The sequence below is a fragment of the Nodosilinea nodulosa PCC 7104 genome, assembly GCF_000309385.1.
Lineage (GTDB): Bacteria > Cyanobacteriota > Cyanobacteriia > Phormidesmidales > Phormidesmidaceae > Nodosilinea > Nodosilinea nodulosa.
The window spans coordinates 5014891-5035837 of the sequence record NZ_JH976537.1; the positions used below are offsets into that span (position 1 = coordinate 5014891).

A 20947-nucleotide genomic window follows, 5' to 3' on the forward strand; every position below is an offset into this window, starting at 1 on the left:
TTGAATTCTCAATTTTGAATTTTGAACTTCCACAGATCTCCCTACCTCCCCCACCCTCCCACCTCCCAGCCCAACACTCCTTATACTGAAGAAGACCGTTCATAGCGCACCTTTTCCATGAACCTAGAGCAGATCGCCGACCAGCTTAAGAGCGAAGATTCCAAAGACCGTATGCTGGCGCTGGCATCGCTGCGAGATGTGCCTGCGGCCCAGGCCGCGCCGCTGATTCGGCAGGCCATCAACGATCAAAACCTGCAAATTCGCTCGATGGCGGTGTTTGCCCTGGGCCTGAAGCCCGACGAAAAGTCGTTTGATATTTTGATTGACCTGCTCAAGTCTGACCCCGACTACGGCATTCGCGCCGATGCGGCTGGGGCATTGGGCTACCTCGAAGACCCGCGCGCCTTTGAGACTCTGGTGCGGGCGTTTTACGAAGACACCGACTGGCTGGTGCGGTTCAGCGCGGCGGTTTCGTTGGGCAACCTGAAAGACCCCCGCGCCCACGATGTGATGATGCAGGCGCTGCAAAGCAAAGAAACGGTGATGCAGCAGGCCGCGATCGCCGCCGTTGGCGAAATCGGTGATCTGGAGGCGGTAGACGAAATTCTCAAATTTGCCCAGTCGGAGGACTGGCTGGTGCGCCAGCGACTGGCGGAAGCCCTGGGCCATCTGCCCACTCCCAAAACCGAACCCGCCCTGCGGTATCTGGAGAAAGACTCCCAGTTTCAGGTGGCTGAGTCGGCCAGAATTTCGCTAACCCGACTTCACAACCGTAAGGTCAACCAAAGCGGGTAGACAGCCCCAGGGCAGGTCATCCTGATAGGATGAGGGCACGGGCTAAACCTCGATCGCCGACGTTATCCAGTGCCATGGTTGCTTCGCCGCAGTATCTCACCCCCGAAGACTACCTTCAGCTCGAAGCTGAAAGCCCCATTAAGCATGAGTACTTTGGCGGGGAAGTATACGCCATGGCCGGGGCCAGCGATGGGCATGTCACCATTGCGCTTAACCTGGCGACCCTGCTCCGCAGTCATGTGCGCGGTACGGGCTGCCGGGTCTACATCTCAGATATGAAGGCGCGAATTGAAGCTCGAAACCGCTTTTTCTACCCCGATGTGATGGTGACTTGTGACCCGCGCGACCAGGAAACTGCGTCTTATAAGCGCTTTCCTAAGCTGGTGGTGGAGGTGCTGTCTAACTCTACTGAAGCGTTTGATAGGGGCGACAAGTTTGCTGATTACCAAACTCTAGAGAGCTTAGAAGAATACGTGCTCATCAACACGCGCCACCAGCGGGTGGAGTGCTTTCGCCGCAATGAGGCGGGGCTGTGGGTCTTGCAGTATTATGGCCTCGAAACAGCTGCGCCCGAAACGGCCACGTTTAATCTGGAGAGCATTGGCTTTACCGATACCATTGCGGCTCTGTATGAAGATGTGACGCTGGAGCCGTCTGAGGAAATTTCTGATACCAAACCTTAAATGAATGCCCCCGACAGCTTGTAGGTAAGCCATCGGGGGCGGGGGGGGCTTTACTCAATGAACACGGTTTTGGTGAGAATGGCCATCCAGGTTTGGGACTCGCCAGGGTGCCCCGACTCGGTGCTGGTAGGCGGCACGGGGATGGGGTCGCTCCAGTCGTTGGGGTCGGCGTAGCCGAGGGCGTGGAGGATTTTGATGGTGCGATCGATGGCGGCGAGGCTGCCGTAGAGCATGTGGCGCAACCGCTCGGGACGAGCTTGAGGGGTGCTACGTGAAGACGGCGGAAGATTAGATGCCCCGCTGGCATCTGGTTCGAGATATTCAAACATCGGTTCTGTTTCCTTTACGTGGGTACGGAAGAAACAGAACGCGAAAACCCTAGCCACCCACGCTTGAATTGCAAACTGAGGGGGCTAGGGTACGATGGACCTTAGCCTCGCAATCTGCCGGTCAGACTTGCGGGGTTAGCTGTCTGTTGGTGTTACCAGCACCTTCAGGCAGCGCTAAAGTTTTCGAGTTCTGCGTAAGCACCGCTCTGCTGAACGGCTTAAGGCAAAAGAATACTGGTACAAAAGCTTCCTGTCACTCCCGGTTCGCTCATTTCTAAGGTGGTTCGTCAGATACGGGCCCCAGCAGGGTGTAAATACTTACCGGGAAGTTGAGAGCCTTTAAGATCTGCTGCTGTAAAGGCGTCAGCTCCGTCAGATGGGCATAGGTCTGCCCTCGTGCATTCACCATGACTAGAGTAATGTCGCGAAAACTGGCCAACAGTAATTCGGCTGTCGGACGTGCCGTCGCCCGCTTGGGATTACCGATATATAGCCCTGAGAGGGTTTCTTGGTGACCAGCTAAGGCTTGACGCATCTGAAACTCCACCAGCGTTAACAGCCGCAACCCCATCGAGAGTAAGCGAATTAATCCCTTGATATGGTCTTCACGCTGTAAGTACATCGGGGAGAGGGAGAGGGGATGCCCTTTGAGTCGGCTAAAGCTGTGCTCCACCAGATATTCTTGGCGGTAGACCGTCACGGCTTGAGGCAACGATAATGCCGCTGCGGGATGATTGGTGACATAGACCCGCCAGCCCAAGGTTTGCATCTGCTGGTTGATGGCCTCAGTTTCTAGGGTGCCATTCACCTGGAATCGACGGTGCTCCACCATCCGAGCCGGGCGGTCCCGGTAGCGACGCACAGCGTGTTGCTCCACCTGTTGTGAGTAGGTGAGTTGAACGTAGGCCTTGACCCGGTAGCGGGTGAGAATCGCCTCGGCGGCTTGCGCTAAGGCGACCTCATCGGGAAAGGCTTTCTGGCCGCGCCCCGATTGGTTGAGCGCCGCTAAGGCCGTCTGGGCGTGCTCAAGTCGAGCTTGGAAGGCCTGCTGGGCGGATTGAGCATAAGCCAAGGAGTACACGACCAATTGCCGCTCTGACCACGTCCAGGTGTGTCCGTCCCATTCTCCTGTGCGGGTCTGGGTCTGCTCATAGCCTCGGGCAATCAGCGCGGTGTGACCGTCGGCATAGTCGTAGTGAATCTCCTGCAACTCAACGGCCCCTTGCTCCACTGGGTCTAGGTAGGCCTGCATCGCCTCCGCCTTGAGTTGAGTCCCACCGAGCGGACAGAGATAGTAATCGCCTGTGGCCTGGAGAAAGCAACGGGTCGCTAGACTGGCCATCTTGCTGTCACCCACGTAGAGCAACCCAGACTGACTGAGGGTCTGACGCACCTGCCCGATGGCCGGAATGTAGAGCGGGTCGTCGGCGCGCTGCCCGGAGACAATCTCGGTCGCTATCGGTAGCCCCAGCGGATCTAGCGTCGCCAGCATCAGCTTCAGTTGGGGCAGGTCGGGGCGATGGTCTTTGCTATGGCCATATTGGAACAGCCCTGACTCATTGACCGTCCAATCCCCGCTGACGCTGGTACTATCCAGACGCAGCCGTTTGGGGTGCAGGTCATACACCTGAATCTGACGCTGATTCAACGCCGGTTCAAACAACGCCCATTGGGCATCATCACTGAGATATCGCAACACGCTTTCTAGGCGGTCGTCACTCAGGTCAAGGGCGCGAACCGGTTGCTGCAAGCCCTGTTGCAAGGTTTCCTGATGTCGCTCTACCCAGGCCTGCACGGGGTTTAACCGGTGATCCGCTTGGGACAAAATGTGGCTCAGCCAAACTATCACCACATGGCCTAAGCTGAGCCCCTGCCAGTTCCCATGGGTCGGAAAGTAGTCGTCGAGCAGGGGTTGCACGTCCATCCGCTGCAGTTGGGCCAGCAACAGGGGAATATCGTCAACCCGTTCGGTGATAACGGTTAGGGGGGTATCCATAGCCCTAACCTATCCCAATTGGCTGACCTCATTTAAAAATGAGCGAACCGTGAGCTGTCAACTGTAAGAGTCGAGAATGGCACGATGCTCTAGCGGATATTTAGACTGAGTAGTTTTCCCTATCTAGTTTGTAGAGGAAGTTAGACAGATAGAAGCGATCCAATAGCTTGTTAAACCCCTAAGTTATTAATAAGGCAGTTGCTGGAAAAACTATCTGTCAGTATTCTATATCCTCAGAAGTGTTTTATGAATAACTTTTCAATCGTAACAGCACTGGACGATCACTTAGGTATCGGCTAGAGTTGGAGCGTTATCTGTTATCATTAACCTTGCCTTAATACATGAGCACTAATCTAAGCCAGATTCTTAAAAAGATAGATTTTGGAAATGAAGCTGGAGATGACGTTCAGCCATCTGAGATTTTGAACTTTTTTGTTGAGCAGTCATCCTTTGAGAAGTTTCTCAACCCAACAAAAAGTATTCTTTTAGCAACTGCCAAGAAAGGGGTTGGAAAGTCTGCTTTGGTTCGATGGATTGATGCCAAAATTCATGAAGAATATGGAGATGATGTACTTGTTATTAGTTGCAAAGGTAGTGATTTGGTTCGCTCTAACTTCAAGCTCTCATCTGAGCTTAAGCTGCCAAATGACTATATCCGAGATTGGATGGTGAGAATCTGCGCTCTTGTAAATCGCCGTATCGGTGCAGAGTTAAATTTAGCACTTGGAGACGATGCAATTACTTTGGTCGAAAGTGCAGAGCTTGATGGCTTCAAGAGCCGGAATCTTGTATCTGCATTGACAGATAGATTAAGGAAACTAATTCCGCAGCAAGTAAACGCTGAGAAGTTACATGCAACCAACGAAATAGAGCTTCTAAAGCGTTTTGATGGAAAGAAGGTATGGTTCCTCGTGGATGATCTTGATGCTACTTATCAACGCACTGATCATGAGAATCTAGAGCTAAGCACTTTCTTTTCAGCATGTCGCTATCTTGCTGCCCAGGTCACTGGCATAAATTTCAGAATAACCATGCGAACTGACGTATGGCCTTTGATACGAAGATTTGATGAGTCGCTTGACAAGTTTGAGCAATATGTTCATGACATTACTTGGAGTCAAGCAGACTTCCGAACGCTCCTCTCTAAACGGATAAAATATCAGATAGATTCTTTAAGCCTGGAGATTTCTTCACCACCTCATTACTCAACAGAAATCGAGATGGAAGAGCATTACGTGAATCAAATTTTTGAGGCAAGAACAGTATGGAATAACAGCGAAAGACCTATGTATCAAATTATTTATACCCTTTCCTACTATAGGCCTCGGTGGGCTATTCAACTATGCAAATTTGCACAAGAAGAAGCTATTCGGAAGAAGCACGGGCTAATTGCCAAACAGCACATAGATGCGGTTTGGGGTGAATATGGAAAGAAACGTATTAGTGATTTAATAGCAGAGCATAAGCATCAGTGTCGTGATGTGGAAGAGCTGATAAATGGTTTTAGAGGTGCAGAACGTCGGATGAAGCGGGATGAATTAATTCTATGGATTACTAATCACATAACAAATCACCTGTCACCTGTGATCGAAGGCAAGTTGGTGAGATCGCCTTTAGATGTTGCACATTTTCTTTTTAGATTAGGCTTTATCGTCGCTAGAGCGGAAAAAGATGACCAAAGATATGAGCATTATTTCTTTGCTGACATGCCTGATTTCCTTTCAAGTAGAACGAATCAAGACTTCGGTGTGCTTTGGGAAATTCATCCATGCTACCGTCAAGCTTTAGACATCCAAAAGCTCAATCAGTATCAGCAAAAGAGGAGCAATTATGCTAGGTAAGTAGAGGCAAAAATCATAAGCCGATGAGGCTAATTGAAGTGCGATCGCAGCTCTCCTGTAGGTTGGGTTTCTTGCGTCAACCCAACAATCCCAGAAGGGCTTTGCTCCCAACCCATTGCAAGACTGTATTGTATTGTATTGTATTGTATTGTATTGTATTGTATTGTATTGTATTGTATTGTATTAAATTAAATTAATGGTGTTTGGTTAGGTTTTTTCCTAAGGGAAACGCTGCGCGATCGCTAGTGCGATCGCATCTGCTGTAGGTTGAGTGAAGTGCCAGCGGAACCCAAATCTTGATAGAGCGATCGCAGATATTTTGTAGTTTGGGTTGACGCAGAAAACCTAACAGCATTTACCCTTTTCTCATTGCGTACCATCATCTACATAATAAGTTGATAATACAATGTTGACATTGAGAAAACACCGTTAATAGGTTCAGCTATGGACTACCGAAACTACATCACAATCGAACCCAACAAGCGAGGCGGCAAACCCTGCGTACGCGGCTTACGCATCACCGTTTACGAAGTGCTTGAGTACCTGGCTTCCGAGATGACCGAAGCCGAAATTCTCGACGACTTTCCCGACCTGACGAGAGAAGACTTAAAAGCCTGCATTGCCTATGCCGCCGATCGCGAGCGTCGGTTTATGATCGCGCCCTTGTCAGCATGAGGCTACTTTTTGATGAAAACCTATCACCCAAATTGCCAAATCGTTTGAGCGACCTTTTTCCAAATTCGCTTCATGTACGAGATATAGACATGCAATCAAAAATTGACCCCATAGTTTGGGATTTTGCGAAAGACAACAATTTGATGATTGTCTCAAAAGATGCAGACATGCATGATTTAAGCCTCGTCCTTGGTAATCCACCAAAAGTCATTTGGCTTCGCCTTGGCAACTGCTCAACACAGCAAGTTGAAAATGTATTGCGTCGAGATTTTGACGCGATCAAATTATTCTATGAAGATGAGAGCTTGTCACTGCTTGCCCTATCGTGATGTACGAAATTCTGAGCTAGTGCGATCGCAAATCTCATGCAGATTAGATTAACGAAGAAAACCCGACTATCCCGGAAGGATTTTGCTCTTAACCCATTGTAGTATTGCGCTAATTGACTGACAAAATTTCTGATGTAGGTTGGTGTTGAGCGAAGCGTTCGCGTAGCGTCTCCAGGGGAGAAAACCCAACTCCAGTAAGGGTTTTGTTGGGTTTCGCCAGCTCAACCCAACCTACGGCAGCATATGGGTTTCAAGGGTTTTGTCAGTCAACCAGAGTATTGCGTAGTTCTAGATTAACGGTGACTGTTGGGTTTTCTCTTAATGGAAACGATCCGCGAACGCTAGCTCAACCCAATCTGCTGACTGCATGTTGGCTGAAGCGCAAAGCGTTAATTATACTCTCCAGGAAGATCGGTTTTTATAACAGTAACTCCACCAAATTTCCTTCCTGACATTCTCAATAATTCATCGCCTGAAAATTCAAAACCAAGCTTTAGTGCTATTCGCGCAACATCATCCGCCGTTGATGCATTGAGTACCTCACTCTTAAGTGCAGGTTCAGACTGCATTTTCTTTAAAAATGCCTCAAGCTGATCTAACGCCATGTTTAAAATTCCTATTCTTATTGGCTGTTTATATGTTAAAAAAGAAGCCATTACAGGCTTCAAGCAGATTCTACAATTCTTTCAAGATATCGGCAATGAGTAGACCTCCCAATTGTAAAGTTCTCTATTGAATTTTTAGGTTGAGTAAAGCGCTAGCGTAACCCAACTCCCCTAATAGTTTTGTTGCCCAACCACCTGCCTGAGCATCAGCCCCTTGAGCGTTGGCTAGCACCCGAGGCAATACATCACAGTTTGAGAAGATTAACCCCTCAAAATACAGCAAATAGTTAAGAGTAAAAGTAGTGCGATCTTTCTTGGGAGAAATGACATGGTGAAGCCAGCAAAGAACACCATTTGCCTTTGGTACAACGGCGATGCCGAAGAAGCAGCGCGGTTTTACGCCCAAACCTTTCCCGATTCATCCGTCGATGCGGTGCACCACGCACCCGGAGACTTCCCCTCCGGCAAGCAGGGCGACGTACTAACCGTCGAGTTTACCGTCATGGGCATTCCGTGCCTCGGGCTCAACGGCGGCCCTGCCTTCCAGCACAATGAAGCCTTCTCGTTTCAGGTCGCAACCGTTGACCAGGCCGAAACCGATCGCTACTGGAACGCGATTGTCGGCAACGGCGGCCAGGAGAGCGCCTGCGGCTGGTGCAAAGACAAATGGGGACTATCCTGGCAGATTACGCCTATCGTGTTGACAAAAGCGATTGCCAATCCCGACCCTGCCGTAGCCAAGCGCGCCTTCGAAGCCATGATGGAGATGCAAAAGATCGACGTCGCTGCGATCGAGGCGGCCTGTCGGGGTTGAGGCGAAAGAAATAAGAGAAAAATTCAGCTAATACTCTACGAGCAATAAAGCCCGATACCCAGCCTGCACGAAATGTTCATCAGCAGTAGCAGCTTCTGTTAAGCGCGATCGCAGATCTCATGCAGATTGGGTTGACGAAGAAAACCCAACAATCCCAGGAGGGCTTTACTCTCACCTCTGTGGTATTGCATAGTGCTAATTCATGTTGGGCGCTGGTTACTCTGCTAGAAAGCAAAGCCTACGCCAGCTCAATCCAACCTACTGCATAGCGTTCAGCGCCATTAATCCTAAAGACCGCGCTGAAATTATTCAGTGTCTTGGTCATCGACTTGACCCATGCCTACGCCATCGTCATCGCGGCGATCGCCGGGCATTTGAGGGGTGACAGCAGGATTTGCGATAATTTCTCGGGGGTCTTTGTCGTAGCCGCCCTTAGTGACCAAATCGCGGGGATCAAACGTTTCCCTATCCGTGGATTGATCGTTGTCAGGGTTGCTTTGTTGATTCTCAGTCATAAAACCACTTCGTTTACGTCGGCTCCTAGAAGAGCTTAACTATTAGCGTAAGCAGCAACAGCGATCGCTTCATCCCTCATCCGCTATATATTGATGCGATCGCAGAGCTCCCGCAGATTGGGTTGACGCAGGAAACCCAACAATTTCTGCGACGCTATGGCCCGATTGGCGGGCGATGAGTTTGCTATTTTGCGGCCCGCCCAATTGCGCTAATAATTCCAGCGGTTACCGTGTTGTCGAGCCCGAGGGGGTTGCCGATCGCGATCGCCTTTTGATCGGCATTTACCCCGAAAGCAGAGTTAACAGCGCCAGGGTGCCAACGATGAGTAGACTAATGGCCGTAATGGTGGCAATGGGAATGGGCGGATCGTAGCGAAAGTCGCTGCGGCGCAGGCGCTTTAAAACTTGCTGATGCTGAAGCACCGCCACCAGCAGAGCGATATTGCCGATGGCAATGAACCCGATGGACAGCAGGCGCACGCTCAGATTAATGCGATCGCTGCCCGATAGCCGACTGGTCTGCACCGCCGCCACAATGCGATCGATGCCAAAGCCAAAGCCAATCAGCGACAGCGCTGTGCGAATCCAGGCCATCAGGGTGCGTTCGGCGGCGGCCCGGTTGCGTTCCTTGGCCAGCTCGTTGTTCATGTTGTAGGGTTCAGGCTCTGGCGGCGAAGGAAACGGTGGCATGGTTGTGGGTTAGGAAGTAGATTCTGGGGGCAATGGGGGCTGTTGGGCGAGAGAAATAGCGGTCTTTTCGGCCTCTAGCTCGCGCGCTAAAAAGACATTCAGGAAGGTTCGAATCACCGCCAGCAGAGCCAGTCGCCCCAGCGCATCCAGGGAGGGAGCAACGGTAGTGTTGGCAATGTCGGCCCCCAGCTGAAACTCTAGGGCCAGCGACAGCCACAGGCCAAAGTTGAGCCTGACCTTGGCCAGGGCAAGCTCGGGATCGCGGGCGGTGCGCTGGATCAGGGGCGATCGCCCCCAACGCTGCTGGGCCGTCAGTTTCAGCGTGGTCAGCAGCCCCACCAAAATGCAGAATACCGAGATGCCCTCCAGAATGAGTGCTAACGACCCCGCCACAAGGATGATTAGATGCTCTAAAGATTCCATTATTGATCTATTCCTGGTCAGCAGTAGAACGGTGGGCTAGGGCCGCTTTCAAAGCGTAGCCTGCACCTTGCGGCGATAGTTGTCGATTAACACGTAGACGCTGATCAGCAGGATCCACAGCGGCAAAAACAGCACTACCCAGCCCAACTGCTCGATGTGGCCGACCCGAAACAGCATGATCAGCGCCAGACCATAGCCCAAAAATGACAGCCAGCGGGGCAGCACCCCCGTGCGCAAAAACAGGGTCGCGGTAGAAATCATAAACACTCCGGCTGCCCGAATGGCGTAGTTAATCGTGATTTCCTGGGCAAAGGCGCGACCGATCGCGTAGTAGCTGGCCGCAATCTGCGGATTGGGCTCGCTGGCGTAGAGCGTCAGCAGGCTGCCCATCACCGCCGTGCCGGTAAACAGCATGGCAATAAACAACAGTCCGCTGCCGAAAAATACGGTGGAAAAGAACTGATCTTCGCTGCTGCCCAGGCGATCGCGCACCACTCCCATGAACCACAGAAAGGCAATGCCCGCAAAGGGAACCAGATTTAGCCCCACAGACAGCGTTTGCCGATGGGCGTTAAATATCTCTGAGGTCGTGGTGGTGGCCGGGAGGGCCGCCAAAAAAAGCACCAAACTGGTGATGAATAACCCCGAGAACACAATGCCCGCAATGGCGGCGGCCTTTGGTGCGGTGAGCCGGGCGCGGCGGGGCCGGGGGGCGGCTGGGGTCATGGGGTGCTCCGTCGCACGATCAGCCGAAAGCTGAGGTGGCAGGTGGAGGTATCTACCGGCTCGGCCATGCGGGCGGGGGGCCGATAGCGGCGGCAGTAGCTGGGGGCGCACAAAAACGAGCCGCCCTTGATCACCTTGCGGGGAATTTTAACCGCTGGGGTTTGGGGGTCGTAGCTGGCCTCAAGGCTGCCGCCGCGCGGGTTAACCCGTTCGCCACAGCAGGTGTCTTGCTTGATCTGGCGGTGCTCCTGGTACCAGTCGGTGGTCCACTCCCAGGTGTTGCCGATGATGTCGTAGAGGCCGTAGCCATTGGGCGCAAACGCCCCCACCGGGGAGGTGCCTTCGTAGCCGTCGGTCTTCAGGTTTTGCCAGGGAAACTCGCCCTGCCAGGTGTTGGCCATCATTTTGCCGCTGGGGTGCAGCTCATCGCCCCAGGCAAACTCGGCATTTTTGCGCCCGCCCCAGGCGGCAAATTCCCACTCGGCTTCGGTGGGGATGTCTTTGCCAATCCACTGGGCGTAGGCGGCCACGTCTTCGTAGGCGACATGCACCACGGGGTGGTTTTCGCGCCCTTTGAGGCTGCTGCCGGGGCCTTCGGGGTGTCGCCAGTTGGCCCCGGCAACGTAGGCCCACCAGTTGTAGTGGCTGCCCTTGTCTACCGGGCGATCGGGCTTGACGAACACGCAGGAGGAGGGGGCCAATAGCTCGGGCTGGGCACCGGGGTAGTGGTCGGGGTTGGCGGGGCGCTCGGCCACGGTGACGTAGCCCGTGGCTTTGACAAACTTTTGGAACTGGGCGTTGGTGACCAGGTATTTGTCTATCCAAAAGCCATCTACGGTGACGGGGTGGGCGGGGGCTTCTTCAGCGTAGTGGTGGTCGGAGCCCATGGTAAAAGTGCCGCCCGGTATCCACGCCATGTCTTTGGCCGGGGGGCGACCGGGGGGCTTGGCGGTAGCTGGGGTGGGCAGGGGCGATCGCGCCATGGGGCCTCTCCTTGAGATAACGTGCGATGGTCTGAGTCTATTGCCAAGCAAAAATGCGGTTCCAGTCTTTTTGCATACCCACCACCACCCAACCTTGCTGCTCGGACTCGATCAGCGCTTGCTTCAGGCTGCCCATGGCCGAGGTGTCGTAGGCAAATTCGCGATCGCCATCCGTATGCCGCACAATCAGCCCCAGGCTGGCCCCAGATCCAGCAGTCGTCCACTGGAGCATTTGCAAATCGCCATCGGAGTTGCCAAAAGCGGCGATCGGGCGGCGGCCAATGTAGTGCTGAATGGCGGCGGGTTTGCCCTCCTTGTCGTCAAAGAACAGCAGCTCCGGCAGACGCACAATGACGGGTTTACCCTCGCGCTGCTCAAAGCGGGTTTTGATGCTGCTGCCAATCACCTGCTCGGGGGGAATGCCGTAAACCCGCTCGGCCCAGGGGCGCATGAATTCAATGCCACCGCCGGAGACGATGAAGGTTTTGAAGTCGTGCGATCGCAGATAGTCCAGCAGCTCCAGCATCGGCTGATACACCATCTCGGTAAACAGCTTTTGCGTGGTGGGATGTTTCGCCGTCGCCAGCCAGTCTTTCACGATCGCCGTAAACTCGTCGCTGGTCATGCCCGCGTGGGTGGCCATCACCAGCTCCACCAGCGCGTGCTCCCCTCCAGCCAGGGCCGCGTTTAGATCGCCCTTCAGCACCGAGGCAAAGGGTGCCTGGATCTGCCACTCCGGGTGCTGGGGAGCCAGGGCTCTGATGCGATCGAACACAAAGAACGCCTGCACGTACATGGGGTACTCGCACCAGAGGGTGCCGTCGTTGTCAAAAACGGCAATGCGATCGCCGGGGGGCACAAAGGCGGGGCTTGGCTCGGCGGTGACCTGGGCCACAAAATCGAGAATCGCCTGTTTGGCGAGGCCGTCGTTCCAGGAGGGGAGGAGGGTAGTCATAGAGGCAGAATGAGGAATGGTGAAACAGACCGCCGAGGTTTTGAAAACCTCGGCGGTCTGGGTCTTGAATCTAGTGGTTGCGGCTGCTGCCCGCTTCCTCCAGATCTCGCATCACCGCATCCAGGTTGAAGGCGGCGGGCTTTTGGCGGGGCGGAAACTCTTTAAACGCCTCGATCTGCTGCGCCACCACCGCCTGCATGCCGTAGACCAGGTAGGCGTGGGAGATCACCCAATCCCAGTAGGTGTTGGAGTTTTCGTCGGCCCGCTCAAAGGGGTCGCGGCGCAGGTTAAACATTTTGGGGGCGCGCAGTTTCACAAAGGGCTCAAACCAGCACTGTAGGGTCTTGGCCCGCTGCTCCATCAGCACCGTTTTCCAGTCGCCGACGCGGATCGCCAGAATGTCGCCATCGTCGCTGATGTAGAAGAAGTAGGGTCGGGGGCTTTCCTGCACTTCACCGCTCAGGTAGGGCAGCATGTTGAAGCCGTCGAGGTGCACTTTGTAGGTCATGTTGCCAATGGTGTGGCCATTCAGCAGCTTCTCCCTAATTTCAGGTTCCCCCGCCGCCGCCAGCAGGGTCGGCAAAATATCCTGGTGCGAGACAATGCCGTTTACCACCGACCCCGCCGGAATCTTGCCGGGCCAGCGGATGAAGGCCGGAACCCGCCAGCCGCCCTCCCAGTTGGTGTTTTTCTCGCTGCGGAAGGGGGTGATGCCCGCATCGGGCCAGGTGTTGTAGTGAACGCCGTTGTCAGTGGAGTACATAACGATGGTGTCGTCGGCAATGCCCAGCTCATCGAGCTTGTCGAGCATTTCGCCGATGTGCGCGTCGTGGGCCACCATGACATCGTTGTAGTCACCCTGGCCGCTCTTGCCCTTGTGCTTGTCGGCGACGTGGGTGCGAAAGTGCATCGCCGTGGTGTTGTACCACATAAAGAAAGGCTGGCCCGCCTGGTGGGCCTTGTCAATAAAGCCCAGGGCGCGCTCCGTCACCTCGTCATCGATGGTTTCCATCCGCTTTTTGGTCAGCGGGCCGGTGTCTTCTATGGTCTGGCCGCCCTGGCCATCGGCCAGGCAGTGCAGCACCCCCCGAGGGCCAAACCGCTTCTTAAAGGCTGGGTCTTTGGGATAGTCGGGGTCTTCGGGCTCCTCTTCGGCGTTGAGGTGGTAGAGGTTGCCAAAGAACTCGTCAAAACCGTGCAGGGTGGGTAAAAACTCATCGCGATCGCCAAAGTGGTTTTTGCCAAACTGGCCCGTGGTGTAGCCCAGGGGCTTGAGCAGTTCGGCAATGGTGGGGTCTTCTTTTTGCAGCCCCACATCGGCCCCCGGCATGCCCACCTTAGTTAACCCAGTGCGAATGGGGTTCTGCCCGGTAATAAAGGCGGCGCGACCGGCGGTGCAGCTCTGCTGGCCGTAGTAGTCGGTGAAGGCAACCCCTTCGTTGGCCACGCGATCGATGTTGGGGGTGCGGTAGCCCATTTGGCCCCGGCTGTTGTAGCTGATGTTCCACCAGCCGATGTCGTCGCCCCAGAGAATGAGAATGTTGGGTTTACCGTTTGGCATGGGTTTTTATCCTTTTAGTAGGTGTTTGAAAGACAGGGGCTGATCTGCCAAGGTCGCGATCGCCGCGACGATGTCAGATGCAGAATGCAGAATGGGGATGCAGCGCACAGGCCAATATAGGGATCTTGCCTATGCGTGAATATCCGAAAGTTCCAATCTGCCGTTCTTCACAAAGCGCAATTGTGGAATTTTGGGCTGTGGCCATCGCTTGTATAAACCTCAGGCTCAAAACCGAAACAAGAGGCTCAGGTACGGGCCATGGCTGGTCAGAGCGATCGCCCTGGCCCCGCTATCTCCCGAGAACCTCACGTAGTTGACCTGGTAGCCTGCATTGAGGGAGGTATTGCCCGAGAACAGCCACTCCAGCGCCGCCAGCCCCCCCCAGGAAAAGGCATCGCCTAGGCCAAAGCCAGACACGCTGGTATCCAACTTGAGGGCCAGGGTGTCAGAGGTGTTCCAGCGCAGCCGCCCACCAATCACGGGTTCGACCATCACATTGCTGGTCGATGCGCCCAGGGACGGCCCCAGGCCGGAGGTGAGGGTGGTCTGCTGGGCCAGCCAGGAAAACCGCAGCCCCCCCATCAGATCAAAGGACACGGGCGGCAGGTCAAACTCGGTAAACCCCCTGCCATAGCCATTTTCGGGCTCGCCAGAAAAGCGGTAGGCGTAGAGCAAATCGGCCGTGAGAATATCGGCGGAGGTGTTGGCCGTCAGGGTGCCGGGCAACACCCCTTGCAGCACGGGCGGCAGGGTGAAATTTCTGACGTTGTTGCGGCTCGCCGCAAAGTACTCAGTGCTAAAGACAACGCCCTGGTGCTCGTGCCAGGCTTCAAACTTGCCCATAAAAGCAAAGTTTAAGGGGTCGAGTACCTGGCTCAGCCCGACATCGATGGGAACATTGATGCGGTTAACCCGCAGGTTGCCCGTGGTGCTGACGGGCAAGGCAATAAATGGCTCAAAGCTAAAATGCCACACCGTTTCTGGGGCGGCCGAGCCGTCGTCCATCAAGGCCGGAACGACGGCCTCCTGGGCGATTAGAGGCATTGCCGGTAGGTCGGCATCAGCAACGGGCTGCAGATCTGTAGCTGTGGCACCTGGGGTCGCTGCGATCGGCACATCGGCAGTGGCCTCGCCCGCTGCTCCTAACCGCTGACCTGAGTCCTTAGTCATTTCCACAGCCATTGGTACAGGCGCATGCTCCCCAGCACCTTCTAGCTGAGTGAGGGCATTGGCCCGAGCCTGAGTGGGCAGCAGTAGCACCGCCACGGCAGCCCCTAGGCCGACAAAATTGATCGCATAGTGCATAACAGTGCCTTCACTCTTAGGCCAATTGGAGGTTGCTTGATCGAGCCCATAAATAGAGTTTTATCAATAACGAAACTCTATTTATGGGCTCGATCTAAGGCTTGATTTGGCACTGTGGCTGATCGAGATAAAAATTTTCACATCCAGCGCTGAATAATGGATACGTAGGGCAATATAATCACTTTCAGTACCTGCGGCTATCCGAAAATTCCAACCTGGCTGCTAGTAATAAATCGTAATCTTGCCAGACGGAGGGTGCTGCTTAATTTAGACATGAATTTGGTAGAGGCAAGTAGTCGTTTGCCCCTACTACGCAGAATATTGAATGCTTGATTCATACTGCTATTCAGCAACTCCTGACAGAGAGCTGAGGGACGGTCTACTGGGTTATGTAATCGCAGTCTTTGAGGCCCCAAGCCCAATATGTTGAATACCTCAGAGCAGCCTAGCCCTATCCTGTATCGACAGTTTCAGGATGTCGATGCCTTTGGTCAAGCCTTTTATGCTGAGGGACTCTCCTTAACCCAGCTAAAATCCGGCCGCTTTGAAGGAGCTGTGACTAAGATTCAACTGGAAGATCTGCAACTGCTGCGCATGATCACCAGCTGTAGCCTCTACACTCTAGGTCCAAAGCCACCGGGTCAGATTCCGTTTAGCATCAGTTTGGCCCCGCCTCAGGGAATGGTTATTACACATAAACAGGCGCTGCCGCCCCAGGCTCTGTTTGGCTTTGACCCGACCCGTGAGGTTAGCTTAATTACGCCAAAAAACTTTCAGATGGGGATTCTTTTGGTGCCCCTAGATTATTTTGAACGGCACCTACACGATGTAGACTGCCATGATTTGGACACCAAATTCTTGCAGCAAAACGTGATTCAAGTTGAAGATCAGCGGCTTGAGAATCTGCGCGACTATCTCAACCAAATCTTTTACCTGGCGGTTAAAAATCCGGATTTATTGGTGCGTTTGTATCCCCTCGTTTTGGGCGATCTGCTACCCCTATTGGTCAACTGCTTTAGCGCCGCCGCCTGTCCCCGATTCTGCGCTCATCCCTTTCAACGAGCCACCCTGGTACAAGAGGCCGAAGCTTTTATGCTGGCCCACCTCGATGAGCCCATTACCCTGAAGGCAATCTGCCAAGCGGTCAAAACCAGTAAAAGCGCGCTCTCCTATGGGTTTCAGGATATTTTTGGCCTCAGCCCCATGGCCTACCTCAAAACCGTGCGGCTCAACGGGGTGCGCCGGGCGCTCAAGGCCAGCGATCCAACGCAGGCCACTATATTGGGGATTGCTAACCGCTACGGTTTTTGGCACATGGGCCATTTTTCCCACGACTACCGGCAGATGTTTGGCGAGTCGCCATCGGAGACGTTGAAGGGGGCTTGGTAAGCCCGTCTACCGCTATTGCAGGCGTCGCACCCCCTCCCGAAAGCCCTTGTCGTAATCAGTGGTGGCAAGAAAGTTGTCGCAGGGTAGACCGTTTAGAGCATCCTGAAGACCGCGAAAAGATTTCTCTTCGGGGGATGCGCGCTGGGCGCTGCTGAAGTGAGGGATGAGCAGATGTGTGAAACCCTATCGGGACGAAGCCTTCAAGAATAGATTCATTCTAGGAATCAGCAACGCCGAGGTTGAACAGTGGTTCTAGATTGGCCCAGATGAATTCCTCCAGGTCGAACTCGGTTCTAAAGATCCAATCTGCCATGCTTCTTGCTGAGGCTGCTCTAGCGAGGATAGCGAAGTTCTATGGCCAAAGCAGGGACAATAGAGGCGCTGAACTAAAAAAGAATCCCATGCCCGGAACGCTTATTCGCCAAATTATCTACGCTACCCTGACCGCGATCGGCTTCGTCTGGACAAACTACTACCTGGTGCAGTTCACCGTTGCCACCAAGGGCGAGTTCACCGCCACCAGCCTGCTGAACTTTGACCTGTCTGCCTTCATCGAGCAGGTCTGGGCTAACCCCGCCTCTAGCTTTGTCGCCGTTGACCTCACCATTGCCCTGCTGCTGGTGATCACCTTCATCGTGTCAGAGGGGCGGCGGCTGAAACTACGATTCTGGGGCCTCTACATTGCCCTGATGTTTGCCATCTCCTTTGCCTTTGGCTTTGCCCTGTTCATGTTTCTGCGCGAGCGGAAGCTAGCCGTGCAACTTGAAAGTGAGCCTGCCGATTGAGGTGTTCTATAGCCCCGGAGTGGTTCGCTCAAACAGAGCATCGAAATCAGTTGTGACCACCGCCCCAGGCGTTCCTTCTGGCTTAGAAATTACGTCGAAGGCTTTATTGCGGGCAGCGGGCGATCCTAAAGCTTGAACGACTACTTCTGCCACATCGGCGCGGGGAATGGAGGTGGGAATGCCATCGGGAGGATTCGCCAACAGCTCGTCGTCTTTGCCCACAATCAGCTCTCGCTGGCCCCCCGGCTGGTCTTGTAGCCCCCCAGCCCGAATGATGGTGTAGTCGAGGCCCGAGGCAATTAAGTAAGCTTCTGCCCTGCGCTTCCAGATCAAGATATTGCCATTGGCCATGCGGTTGAGGGGGTGTTGCTCGTTGGTGCCGCCCATAGAGCCAACTAGAACGATGTGCTGGACCCCGGCAGCCTTAGCCGCCTCGATTTGGTTGATCTGGCCCTGGTAGTCAACCTGCTCTGGGGTTCCGCCCTCTGGATAGATAAACTCTGGTCGTTGGCCTGGTTCGGGGGGAGCCTTCATTTGAGGTATGGCGCTGGTCAGGATTACCAAAGCATCACAGCCTTCTAGAGCCGCTTTGAGGCGATCTGGGTCGCTGATGTCGCCCAGGTAAAACCCGTCTGCGGTGCCGAAGAGTTCTTTCACCTTTGCTTCAGAGCGGGCAAAGCCTTTTGGATTAAACTGCTCTGGCTGTTGCTGGAGCTTTTGAATGACAATCGCCCCTGTGCGCCCGGTCGCGCCAGTGACTAAAACATGCAGAGGAGTAGGCATAGGTGGTGGATAGCGTCGTAGACGATTATGCCGTCATGATGCCTTGAGTGATAGCGACATCAGAGGTTGTTTGTGCATCCTAAACTACTGCTCATTCGTCATGGTCAAACCGCCCTCAATACTCAGGGCCGAGTCCACAGCCAACAGGATAGTACAGGGCTAGATGAGACAGGCCGCTGGCAAGCTTCGCGCCTGGTAGAGGTGTGCCGGGGGTATGGGGTGCGCTCTATGCTGGCATCTCCAGAAGCCAGGGCGCTAGAGACAGCCCAAATTGTTGCTGATGCTCTGGGGGTGCCGCTGCAATGCTCTGAGGCGCTGCAAGAGCGCAACTGGGGCCAATGGTCAGGCGAGTCGTGGTCGCAGATCCACGAGCGGCTGAAGCCTATGCCGCTGGAGGAACGGTTTACCTTTGCGCCGCCTGGGGGCGAGTCCTGGCAGCAGATGGAACAGCGGTTGACGGGCTGTGTTGAGGCTTGGCGGGGGCTGTCTGAGTCGGTGGCGGTGGTGGCCCACGGCGGGCTGCTGCGGGCGTTGATTCCGCTGCTGCTGGATGAGCCCAGGGAGACAAGCTTTCGCTACGACCTGGAGAATGCTTCGGTGTCAGTGTTTGGCGTGGAGGCTGAGGGGTTTGAGGTGGCGGGGTTGAATGATGTAGGGCATTTGAGAAGATAGGGGCTAACTCTGTAGAGGAACAGGTCTCAACGCCTTACGGCACTAAAGGTTCGGCACCGCACAGGGCCGACGAGTAGTTGCGTCACACCGCAGCTAACCGTAGAGTAGGCGGCTCTCCTTTAGGGGGTAGTTTTCTCCCCCGTCTCCGGATCAATGCCCAATTCTTAACAGTCGCGGTTCGGGTTGAGTGTTATTCCATCGGGCAAGATGGTGAGGCAAAGTTTAGCTAGGGCGAGCTGGTCTTGTGTTAAAGACACTGCCCCTTCGAGGTTGGCGCCATACAGGTCAGCCCCTCTAAGGTTAACGTTATCCAGGGTAGCCCCTTTAAGGTCAGCGCTCCTCAGAGAAGCCTTTTTGAGGTTAGCGCTTCCCAGAGAAGCCCCTTTGAGGTTGGCACTCTGCAGGTCAGCCCTTTTGAGGTTGGCGCCATACAGCTTAGCCCCTTTGAGGTTGGTACTCCGCAGGTCAGCCCCTTTGAGGTTGGCACTCTGCATGTCAGCCCCTTCGAGGTTGGCATTCCGCAGATCAGCACCTTCGAGGCTGGCCCTCTGCAGGTCAGCCTCTTTGAGATTGGCATTCTGCAGGTCAGCTCCTTTGAGATTAGCATTCTGCAGGAAAGCCCTTTCTAGATTGGCCTTCTGCAGGAAAGATTCTTTGAAGTTAGCGTTCTCCAGGTTAGCTTTTTGAAAATCCAAGTAATTTAGATTGGTTAGCCGCAAATCCAAGTCAGAAAGAGTTTGTCCCTTGAAGCTAATAACAGGTCCTGCTGAGCCTTCCTGTGGCAGTGCTAAACCTGAAGCTCGGAGAAAAGCAATCAGTTGTTTTCTGTTAGAGAGATCTAGTTCACGGAGTGCAGCAACCGTTCGCCCCTGCGCCAAGACGATCGCACCCTCATTAGGTGTTTCAGCTAAAAGCTTCTGCTCAAAGGTCAGCTCCTCAATCTTGTCAAAATACGCCTTGAGAACCGCATTCTGATTAGCTTCCCTTTGGATTCGCCCCGTAATAAAGGTAGTGGCAACGGCTAGGAACAGAGGAGCCGCCAGCAGGTGTATCCATTCCGACTTAGGCAAGGAAAATAGGAACCGCTTTGGGATATCCCAGGCTATAAACCCAAAAGCTTGCCTAATAAATTTCCTGTCTCTTGTGAAAAGCCGTTTACTGGCAAACAGCCTCGTTCTGATCGGGCTACGGACAATTTTCTCGGCTTTTATCCAGTCACTTCGTTCATCCCCTGGTTGACCCAGCAGTAGTCGTTCGTGATAAAGCTCAAGAGCTATACGCGCAATATCCTCTCGCGGCTTCTCGGCCTTGGGTTTCCGGGGCACTAATCGCTATCCTCACGACTATCTATAGCTGAATGTCACTGACGTAAGCCCTATCAAGCTACCAGCTTAGCTTTCAGGACTGAGCGGGGTTCCTGCATTCTCGGGAACGGTTTGGGACGACGTTTGACGACTCGGGGTTCTGAACGGTTGGGGCGAAAGGGAACAATCAGCTCTTGCACAGCGCTTAACAAGGCCTGGTAGCCTCGCTGTTGCTGGGATGGAGCGAGATGGAGAAACTCGGGTCGGAAGTGATTAAATTGTTGCCGAGTGCCCTGAAGGGAGAGCCGTAACGCGTCGACCTCAGAGTCGGCAGTCGCCTCCCACATGAGGGTTCGCAGCAGATTGTAGGTCAACAGATGAACCCAAATGCTTTTGGTCACCATAGCGGGCGTTTTGGCGGCAATCATCTCCATAGCTAAGGTGGTCTTGAGATGCCTGAGATTGACTTCGGTGGCCTGCCAGCGGAGGTGATAGAGTTCGGCCAATTTAGCTTTGCGATACCGCTTGGCGTCCATCAGGGTGGTCACCACTACGATGTTGGTCGGTCGAAACCCAGGCGTCTGAATGGAGAGAAAGACTTCGCGTACCTCAATCGACTCGGGTAAGGCTTCAAACTCCTCAGGCGAGAGGGCGTCGGGGCATTGCTTGGGGCGTTGCTACCGGACAATGTGGTCGCCAATCCCAAGCTTTTTGCCACGCCTGAAATCGCAGCGGCGCTGATGGTGCTTGCGAAAAACGGCATCGGCTCCCGTCAGCGCGACCCAGGCC

At 54.1% G+C, this 20947-nt stretch carries 23 protein-coding genes; 9 read left to right on the plus strand and 14 right to left on the minus strand.

The features are described 5' to 3' along the window. Positions 1-117 precede the first annotated feature (117 nt). Both LEPTO7104_RS0123190 and LEPTO7104_RS34990 read left to right on the plus strand, forming a co-directional pair. A complete protein-coding gene (locus tag LEPTO7104_RS0123190) occupies positions 118-795 on the plus strand; it encodes a HEAT repeat domain-containing protein (RefSeq protein ID WP_017300982.1) in 678 nt (225 codons plus the stop codon). A 74-nt stretch (positions 796-869) separates the two neighbouring features. Beyond that, on the plus strand, positions 870-1478 hold the full coding sequence (locus LEPTO7104_RS34990) for a Uma2 family endonuclease (RefSeq protein ID WP_017300983.1): 609 nt from the start codon (positions 870-872) through the stop codon (positions 1476-1478). A 50-nt stretch (positions 1479-1528) separates the two neighbouring features. Here LEPTO7104_RS34990 and LEPTO7104_RS0123200 read toward each other — a convergent pair whose 3' ends face one another. Continuing rightward, the gene (locus LEPTO7104_RS0123200; protein WP_026073006.1) at positions 1529-1807 is read right to left on the minus strand and encodes a hypothetical protein; all 279 of its coding nucleotides are present in this window, start codon (positions 1805-1807) and stop codon (positions 1529-1531) included. A gap of 274 nt (positions 1808-2081) precedes the next feature. Continuing rightward, positions 2082-3803 carry an IS1634 family transposase gene (locus LEPTO7104_RS0123205; protein WP_017297181.1) on the minus strand — a complete coding sequence of 574 codons (1722 nt, stop codon included), beginning with the start codon at positions 3801-3803 and terminating at the stop codon, positions 2082-2084. 341 nt (positions 3804-4144) lie between these two features. On the opposite strand from LEPTO7104_RS0123205, the gene LEPTO7104_RS0123210 reads away from it, so the two are divergent. The 3 genes from LEPTO7104_RS0123210 (at position 4145) to LEPTO7104_RS38590 (ending at position 6648) form a co-directional block, all read left to right on the plus strand. Next, positions 4145-5644 carry a P-loop ATPase, Sll1717 family gene (locus tag LEPTO7104_RS0123210; RefSeq protein WP_017300985.1) on the plus strand — a complete coding sequence of 500 codons (1500 nt, stop codon included), beginning with the start codon at positions 4145-4147 and terminating at the stop codon, positions 5642-5644. A gap of 444 nt (positions 5645-6088) precedes the next feature. Continuing rightward, entirely contained in the window at positions 6089-6319 is a 231-nt protein-coding gene (locus LEPTO7104_RS0123215) for a DUF433 domain-containing protein (RefSeq protein ID WP_017300986.1), read from the plus strand. Then, entirely contained in the window at positions 6316-6648 is a 333-nt protein-coding gene (locus LEPTO7104_RS38590; protein ID WP_071527300.1) for a DUF5615 family PIN-like protein, read from the plus strand. The genes LEPTO7104_RS0123215 and LEPTO7104_RS38590 overlap by 4 nt, the downstream gene beginning before the upstream one ends. A 389-nt stretch (positions 6649-7037) precedes the next feature. On the opposite strand, the gene LEPTO7104_RS0123220 is transcribed toward LEPTO7104_RS38590, so the two are convergent. Further along, positions 7038-7253 (minus strand): Nif11-like leader peptide family natural product precursor, encoded by a 216-nt coding sequence (locus LEPTO7104_RS0123220; protein WP_017300987.1) that lies wholly within the window; start codon positions 7251-7253, stop codon positions 7038-7040. Positions 7254-7581: 328 nt separating this feature from the next. Between LEPTO7104_RS0123220 and LEPTO7104_RS0123230 the strand changes: the two genes are divergently transcribed. Beyond that, positions 7582-8067, plus strand: a complete 486-nt coding sequence (locus tag LEPTO7104_RS0123230; protein ID WP_017300989.1) for a VOC family protein — start codon at positions 7582-7584, stop codon at positions 8065-8067. Between the two features lie 305 nt (positions 8068-8372). Here LEPTO7104_RS0123230 and LEPTO7104_RS0123235 read toward each other — a convergent pair whose 3' ends face one another. From LEPTO7104_RS0123235 to LEPTO7104_RS0123270, 8 genes are all read right to left on the minus strand, one after another. Next, positions 8373-8582 (minus strand): hypothetical protein, encoded by a 210-nt coding sequence (locus LEPTO7104_RS0123235; protein WP_017300990.1) that lies wholly within the window; start codon positions 8580-8582, stop codon positions 8373-8375. Between the two features lie 282 nt (positions 8583-8864). Beyond that, the gene (locus LEPTO7104_RS0123240; protein WP_040695615.1) at positions 8865-9272 is read right to left on the minus strand and encodes a YidH family protein; all 408 of its coding nucleotides are present in this window, start codon (positions 9270-9272) and stop codon (positions 8865-8867) included. A 9-nt stretch (positions 9273-9281) separates the two neighbouring features. After that, positions 9282-9695, minus strand: a complete 414-nt coding sequence (locus LEPTO7104_RS0123245; protein ID WP_017300992.1) for a DUF1622 domain-containing protein — start codon at positions 9693-9695, stop codon at positions 9282-9284. 48 nt (positions 9696-9743) lie between these two features. Next, positions 9744-10421, minus strand: a complete 678-nt coding sequence (locus LEPTO7104_RS0123250; RefSeq protein WP_017300993.1) for a hypothetical protein — start codon at positions 10419-10421, stop codon at positions 9744-9746. Continuing rightward, entirely contained in the window at positions 10418-11404 is a 987-nt protein-coding gene (locus tag LEPTO7104_RS0123255; RefSeq protein WP_017300994.1) for an SUMF1/EgtB/PvdO family nonheme iron enzyme, read from the minus strand. Before LEPTO7104_RS0123255 ends, LEPTO7104_RS0123250 begins: the two co-directional genes overlap by 4 nt. A gap of 37 nt (positions 11405-11441) precedes the next feature. Continuing rightward, positions 11442-12359 (minus strand): HAD family hydrolase, encoded by a 918-nt coding sequence (locus LEPTO7104_RS0123260; RefSeq protein ID WP_017300995.1) that lies wholly within the window; start codon positions 12357-12359, stop codon positions 11442-11444. Between the two features lie 70 nt (positions 12360-12429). Next, positions 12430-13920, minus strand: coding sequence for an arylsulfatase (locus LEPTO7104_RS0123265; protein ID WP_017300996.1), 1491 nt, complete (start codon positions 13918-13920; stop codon positions 12430-12432). A 225-nt stretch (positions 13921-14145) separates the two neighbouring features. After that, entirely contained in the window at positions 14146-15225 is a 1080-nt protein-coding gene (locus LEPTO7104_RS0123270; RefSeq protein ID WP_017300997.1) for a hypothetical protein, read from the minus strand. 555 nt (positions 15226-15780) lie between these two features. Here LEPTO7104_RS0123270 and LEPTO7104_RS0123275 point away from each other — a divergent pair. Both LEPTO7104_RS0123275 and LEPTO7104_RS0123285 read left to right on the plus strand, forming a co-directional pair. Then, on the plus strand, positions 15781-16614 hold the full coding sequence (locus LEPTO7104_RS0123275) for a helix-turn-helix domain-containing protein (protein WP_026073007.1): 834 nt from the start codon (positions 15781-15783) through the stop codon (positions 16612-16614). A gap of 401 nt (positions 16615-17015) precedes the next feature. Then, positions 17016-17399, plus strand: coding sequence for a DUF2834 domain-containing protein (locus LEPTO7104_RS0123285; protein WP_017300999.1), 384 nt, complete (start codon positions 17016-17018; stop codon positions 17397-17399). 6 nt (positions 17400-17405) lie between these two features. Here the strand turns inward: LEPTO7104_RS0123285 and LEPTO7104_RS0123290 are convergent, their stop codons facing one another. Further along, positions 17406-18182, minus strand: coding sequence for an SDR family oxidoreductase (locus LEPTO7104_RS0123290; protein ID WP_017301000.1), 777 nt, complete (start codon positions 18180-18182; stop codon positions 17406-17408). A 72-nt stretch (positions 18183-18254) separates the two neighbouring features. Here LEPTO7104_RS0123290 and LEPTO7104_RS0123295 point away from each other — a divergent pair, with 72 nt between their 5' ends. Beyond that, positions 18255-18854, plus strand: coding sequence for a histidine phosphatase family protein (locus tag LEPTO7104_RS0123295; RefSeq protein ID WP_196358144.1), 600 nt, complete (start codon positions 18255-18257; stop codon positions 18852-18854). Between the two features lie 164 nt (positions 18855-19018). Here LEPTO7104_RS0123295 and LEPTO7104_RS37290 read toward each other — a convergent pair whose 3' ends face one another. Both LEPTO7104_RS37290 and LEPTO7104_RS35000 read right to left on the minus strand, forming a co-directional pair. After that, positions 19019-20179 carry a pentapeptide repeat-containing protein gene (locus tag LEPTO7104_RS37290; RefSeq protein WP_017301002.1) on the minus strand — a complete coding sequence of 387 codons (1161 nt, stop codon included), beginning with the start codon at positions 20177-20179 and terminating at the stop codon, positions 19019-19021. A 53-nt stretch (positions 20180-20232) separates the two neighbouring features. Continuing rightward, a complete protein-coding gene (locus LEPTO7104_RS35000; RefSeq protein ID WP_155523742.1) occupies positions 20233-20706 on the minus strand; it encodes a hypothetical protein in 474 nt (157 codons plus the stop codon). Between the last annotated feature and the right edge of the window lie 241 nt (positions 20707-20947).

What these genes read in the sequence shown, in the direction of transcription:
- LEPTO7104_RS0123250 (WP_017300993.1), bottom strand. Translation starts at nt 10,421, where the DNA reads ATGACCCCAGCCGCCCCCCGGCCCCGCCGCGCCCGGCTCACCGCACCA.
- LEPTO7104_RS0123210 (WP_017300985.1), top strand. Translation starts at nt 4,145, where the DNA reads ATGAGCACTAATCTAAGCCAGATTCTTAAAAAGATAGATTTTGGAAAT.
- LEPTO7104_RS0123290 (WP_017301000.1), bottom strand. Translation starts at nt 18,182, where the DNA reads ATGCCTACTCCTCTGCATGTTTTAGTCACTGGCGCGACCGGGCGCACA.
- LEPTO7104_RS0123240 (WP_040695615.1), bottom strand. Translation starts at nt 9,272, where the DNA reads ATGCCACCGTTTCCTTCGCCGCCAGAGCCTGAACCCTACAACATGAAC.
- LEPTO7104_RS0123235 (WP_017300990.1), bottom strand. Translation starts at nt 8,582, where the DNA reads ATGACTGAGAATCAACAAAGCAACCCTGACAACGATCAATCCACGGAT.
- LEPTO7104_RS0123270 (WP_017300997.1), bottom strand. Translation starts at nt 15,225, where the DNA reads ATGCACTATGCGATCAATTTTGTCGGCCTAGGGGCTGCCGTGGCGGTG.
- LEPTO7104_RS0123255 (WP_017300994.1), bottom strand. Translation starts at nt 11,404, where the DNA reads ATGGCGCGATCGCCCCTGCCCACCCCAGCTACCGCCAAGCCCCCCGGT.
- LEPTO7104_RS38590 (WP_071527300.1), top strand. Translation starts at nt 6,316, where the DNA reads ATGAGGCTACTTTTTGATGAAAACCTATCACCCAAATTGCCAAATCGT.
- LEPTO7104_RS0123190 (WP_017300982.1), top strand. Translation starts at nt 118, where the DNA reads ATGAACCTAGAGCAGATCGCCGACCAGCTTAAGAGCGAAGATTCCAAA.
- LEPTO7104_RS0123215 (WP_017300986.1), top strand. Translation starts at nt 6,089, where the DNA reads ATGGACTACCGAAACTACATCACAATCGAACCCAACAAGCGAGGCGGC.
- LEPTO7104_RS0123205 (WP_017297181.1), bottom strand. Translation starts at nt 3,803, where the DNA reads ATGGATACCCCCCTAACCGTTATCACCGAACGGGTTGACGATATTCCC.
- LEPTO7104_RS0123285 (WP_017300999.1), top strand. Translation starts at nt 17,016, where the DNA reads ATGCCCGGAACGCTTATTCGCCAAATTATCTACGCTACCCTGACCGCG.
- LEPTO7104_RS0123265 (WP_017300996.1), bottom strand. Translation starts at nt 13,920, where the DNA reads ATGCCAAACGGTAAACCCAACATTCTCATTCTCTGGGGCGACGACATC.
- LEPTO7104_RS0123200 (WP_026073006.1), bottom strand. Translation starts at nt 1,807, where the DNA reads ATGTTTGAATATCTCGAACCAGATGCCAGCGGGGCATCTAATCTTCCG.
- LEPTO7104_RS0123260 (WP_017300995.1), bottom strand. Translation starts at nt 12,359, where the DNA reads ATGACTACCCTCCTCCCCTCCTGGAACGACGGCCTCGCCAAACAGGCG.
- LEPTO7104_RS0123230 (WP_017300989.1), top strand. Translation starts at nt 7,582, where the DNA reads ATGGTGAAGCCAGCAAAGAACACCATTTGCCTTTGGTACAACGGCGAT.
- LEPTO7104_RS0123245 (WP_017300992.1), bottom strand. Translation starts at nt 9,695, where the DNA reads ATGGAATCTTTAGAGCATCTAATCATCCTTGTGGCGGGGTCGTTAGCA.
- LEPTO7104_RS34990 (WP_017300983.1), top strand. Translation starts at nt 870, where the DNA reads ATGGTTGCTTCGCCGCAGTATCTCACCCCCGAAGACTACCTTCAGCTC.
- LEPTO7104_RS0123220 (WP_017300987.1), bottom strand. Translation starts at nt 7,253, where the DNA reads ATGGCGTTAGATCAGCTTGAGGCATTTTTAAAGAAAATGCAGTCTGAA.